We start from the raw sequence: 3,868 nt of genomic DNA, 5'->3' as shown, positions 1-3,868 counted from the left end.
CGGTACGCCGAGCAGCACTTCAGGAAGATGTGCTGCCCGTTGTCGACCGTCAGCCCGTCCCGCGAGAACGAGTGGGTGGCGCCGCCGAGCCGGGGGTACGGCGCCGCCGCCGCGCGGAGAGCGGTGGCGGCGATGGCGGTCTGTACGCGCCCGGCCGTGCGCGACTTGGGGGTGACGCGGGTGCGGGCGGGCCCCTGGAGGGCGGCCCCGATCCGGACTCCGGACACCGTGCCGGTGGCGGGCGCCCTGCCCTGCATGCCGCCGGCCGGCAGGCCCGCGCCGACCGGTCCGGCGACGAAGCCGAGGAGGCCGAGCACGACGACGAGCAGCCGCGCGACGGGCCGCCGGAAGGCGGGATGGTGCGCTTCGCCCACTCCACCCTCCTCGCCCGGACCGCCGGCGGGGTGCTCGCCCCGATGTTCACGCCAACCTAGCCCACTTTCCTTCCGGCGGCGCTCGCCCTGACTCCGGGGCGAGAGCCGTGAAAGCGGGTCCGTCAAGGACGGGTTGCGTGACAAAGACGTTGCCCGTGCTCGGCCACACGGCCTTACCAGCAGACACTGGCTGGTGTCCCGATCCGGCCAGCCCGCAGTCCGCCGCCCGCCATTGCCCGCGCGATTTATGCGAATTACTTTCGCGTATGCCCACCCCGAACCGGACAGAGGAGTCTCCGGTGGCACGAATCAGACAGACCGCGATCGTCGGGACCGCCGCCCTGGCCGTCCTCGCCGCGGGGGTCGCCCCCGCGTACGCAGCGGGCACGACCATCCGCAAGGGCTCGGCCACGGCCGCCGCCTACTCCGGCAGAGTGCAGGCCTCGCTGCTCGGCACCGCGACGGTCAGCAGCTCGATCGGCAGCGGCTCCTGCAGCCAGTCGACGATGAACGGCTCCATCAACTCCGACGGCAGCGCGCTGAACGTCGCCTCCGCCACCTTCACCGGCACCGGCGGCGGTCCCTGCAGCGGCAGCACCAGCTCGACGATCACCGCGCAGAACCTGCCCTGGACGGGCGGCAACGTCACCTTCGACCCAGGGCACAGCGGCGGCCGGGACGCCACCGTCACGATCGCGAACTTCAAGGTGAAGGCCGTGGTCGACATCTTCGGCGGCATCACCTGCGTGTACGGCGGCAACCTCACCGCCAACGGCTACAACGGCGACAACGGCTCGCGGCCGGTCACCACCAGCAGCGACGCGCAGGTCGGCGTGAAGAACGCCACGGTCAACAAGCAGTCGGGCAGCAACTTCCTCTGCCCGTCCACGGCCACCGTGACCGCCACGTACGCGCTGCGCGGCGAGTCGGTCGCCGGATCCGGCACCTACAACCAGCCCCTCTACGTCACCAGCTGACCGGAGGCCGGAACGGAGCTCCCGAGGAGAGCCAGTCCCCCGCCGCGCTCCCAGGGAAAGGACGGGCCGCCCCCTTGCGGGGGCGGCCCGTCTCGTCGTCACCGGGGCGTCGCCCGGAGCCGGGTCAGCAGCCGACGAGCTGCGCGGCGAGGAACGACTCGACCTGGCTGAGCGCGATGCGCTCCTGGCTCATCGAGTCGCGCTCCCGGACGGTCACCGCGTCGTCCTCCAGGGTGTCGAAGTCGACGGTGACGCAGAACGGGGTGCCGATCTCGTCCTGGCGCCGGTAGCGGCGGCCGATGGCACCCGCGTCGTCGAAGTCGACGTTCCAGTTGCGGCGCAGCTGCGCGGCGAGGTCGCGGGCCTTCGGGGACAGGTCGGCGTTGCGCGACAGCGGCAGCACCGCGACCTTCACCGGGGCGAGCCGCCGGTCGAGCCGCATGACGGCGCGCTTCTCCATCTTGCCCTTGGCGTTGGGCGCCTCGTCCTCGGCGTAGGCGTCCATCATGAAGGTGAGCGTGCAGCGGTCGACGCCCGCCGCGGGCTCGATCACGAACGGGGTGAACCGGTCGCCGGACTCCTGGTCGAAGAACGACAGGTCGGCGCCGGACGCCTTGGAGTGCGTGGTCAGGTCGTAGTCGGTGCGGTTGGCGATGCCCTCCAGCTCGCCCCACTCGCTGCCGACGAAGTCGAACCGGTACTCCACGTCGACGGTGCGCTTGGAGTAGTGGGACAGCTTCTCCTGCGGGTGCTCGAACAGCCGCAGGTTCTCCTTGCGGATGCCGAGGTCGACGTACCACTGCATGCGCTCGTCGATCCAGTACTGGTGCCATTCCTCGTCACTGCCGGGCTTGACGAAGAACTCCATCTCCATCTGCTCGAACTCGCGGGTCCGGAAGATGAAGTTGCCGGGCGTGATCTCGTTGCGGAACGACTTGCCGATCTGGCCGATGCCGAACGGCACCTTGCGGCGCGCGGACTGCTGGACGTTCAGGTAGTTGATGAAGATGCCCTGCGCGGTCTCGGGACGCAGGTAGGCCAGGCCCGACTCGTCCTCGACGGGGCCGAGGTAGGTCTTGAGCAGCCCGTTGAACATCTTCGGCTCGGTGAACGAGCCCTTCACGCCGCAGTTGGGGCAGGAGATGTCGGCGAGGCCGTTCGCGGGCGGCCGGCCGTGCTTCTCCTCGTAGGCCTCCTCCAGGTGGTCGGCCCGGAAGCGCTTGTGGCAGGACTGGCACTCGGTGAGCGGGTCGACGAACGCCTGGACGTGGCCGCTGGCCTCCCAGACCTCGCGCGCCAGGATGACGCACGAGTCGAGGCCCACGACGTCGTCGCGGCCCTGCACCATCGACTTCCACCACTGGCGCTTGACGTTGTTCTTCAGCTCGACGCCGAGGGGGCCGTAGTCCCAGGAGGCGCGGAGCCCGCCGTAGATCTCGCTCGACGGGTAGACCAGGCCCCGCCGCTTGGCGAGGTTGACGATCGTGTCCAGCACATCGGAACGGCGTGCCATGAAAGATTCTCCATCCGGCTGGCGGTCGGCGGGAACAGTGAGTGCGCCCCGGTCCCGCGGCGACGGCGGGCGGCGGCGAGTGTGATCCCCGGTGATGTGCTCCGGCGCGGGCGCCGCCGCCGCCGGAGAGTGCCCCCAGCTTAGGGCACGGGGGCCCCTGAGCAGGAACTAGTAAACGCGCCCGTCGGCGACGTCGCTGTCGATGTTCAGGGTGACCCCGCCGTGCGTCTCCCGGTGGCCGCCGCGGTACTGCTTGACGCGGCGGTGCGGCGCCCACCAGGCGTCCGGCAGGAACGGGTCTCCGTACACGTCGGCCCGGCGGTCCCAGTTGGCGAACCAGACGCAGGACGGCCTGCTGATCGAGGACCGGCCCACGTCGCGGATGCCGGACTTGGAGCTGCTGTAGAGGCACGGCTGGTAGCCCTCGGTCTTCAGCCGGTCGACCCAGTTGTCGACGAAGCGGAGGACGGCGGCCCGGCAGGCGCTCTTCTTGTGGTCGTAGGCCTCCATGTCGTAGTAGAGCGGCTTGCCGGCCGGAATGCCGAGCGCCCGGGCCCTGCGGGCGGCGTCCGCGGCCGCCTGGGCGCCCTGCCAGGAGGCGCTCCGGGCGGTGAAGCGCTGCGGGCGGCTGCCGCACGGGGCCTGGAGGCCCACGTAGGTGGCGGTGAGGCGGTAGCCCATGGCGCGCACCTGCCGCACCCACGAGGCGGTGAGGTTCGGCTGGGCGCATCCGCGCGCCGCTCCGCCGATGTAGATGTTGGTGACCTTGAACGAGGGCCGCCAGGCCCTCATGGTCGCCAGGGACGGGGCGGTGCAGGTGTCGAACCCCTTGCCGCGCACCCACGAGCGCTCCAGGGCGGTCCCCTGGCCGGAGGACGGGCTCTCGGCGGGCACCGGACCTCCGGTCGGCACCGGGCCTCCGGTCGGCACCGGGCCTCCGGTCGGCACCGGGCCTCCGGTCGGCACCGGGCCTCCGGTCGGCACCGGGCCTCCGCTGGGCCCGG

3 protein-coding genes and 1 pseudogene are annotated in these 3,868 nt (G+C 71.4%); 1 reads left to right on the top strand and 3 read right to left on the bottom strand.

Annotated elements, in window-relative coordinates; genetic code table 11:
- A pseudogene (locus ABWI04_RS41995) lies at nt 1-374 on the bottom strand (hypothetical protein); the annotation flags it as partial.
- Between the two features lie 299 nt (nt 375-673).
- Here ABWI04_RS41995 and ABWI04_RS41990 point away from each other — a divergent pair.
- Nucleotides 674-1,351 (top strand): hypothetical protein, encoded by a 678-nt coding sequence (locus ABWI04_RS41990; RefSeq protein ID WP_353835898.1) that lies wholly within the window; start codon nt 674-676, stop codon nt 1,349-1,351.
- 124 nt (nt 1,352-1,475) lie between these two features.
- Here the strand turns inward: ABWI04_RS41990 and ABWI04_RS41985 are convergent, their stop codons facing one another.
- Both ABWI04_RS41985 and ABWI04_RS41980 read right to left on the bottom strand, forming a co-directional pair.
- Nucleotides 1,476-2,864 carry a glycine--tRNA ligase gene (locus tag ABWI04_RS41985; protein WP_345174458.1) on the bottom strand — a complete coding sequence of 463 codons (1,389 nt, stop codon included), beginning with the start codon at nt 2,862-2,864 and terminating at the stop codon, nt 1,476-1,478.
- Between the two features lie 168 nt (nt 2,865-3,032).
- Nucleotides 3,033-3,868, bottom strand: an 836-nt coding sequence (locus ABWI04_RS41980; RefSeq protein ID WP_353835897.1) for a DUF1906 domain-containing protein, incomplete at its 5' end; no start/stop codon positions are given.

The sequence above is a fragment of the Actinomadura sp. NPDC000929 genome (assembly GCF_040492065.1).
GTDB classification, from domain to species: Bacteria; Actinomycetota; Actinomycetes; order Streptosporangiales; family Streptosporangiaceae; genus Spirillospora; species Spirillospora verrucosospora.
Note: the sequence above shows the minus strand (reverse complement) of the source record. Positions and strands in the feature narration are given on the sequence as shown.

Excerpts from the sequence above, each read along its gene's own strand:
- ABWI04_RS41985 (WP_345174458.1), bottom strand. The coding sequence starts at position 2,864 with ATGGCACGCCGTTCCGATGTGCTGGACACGATCGTCAACCTCGCCAAG.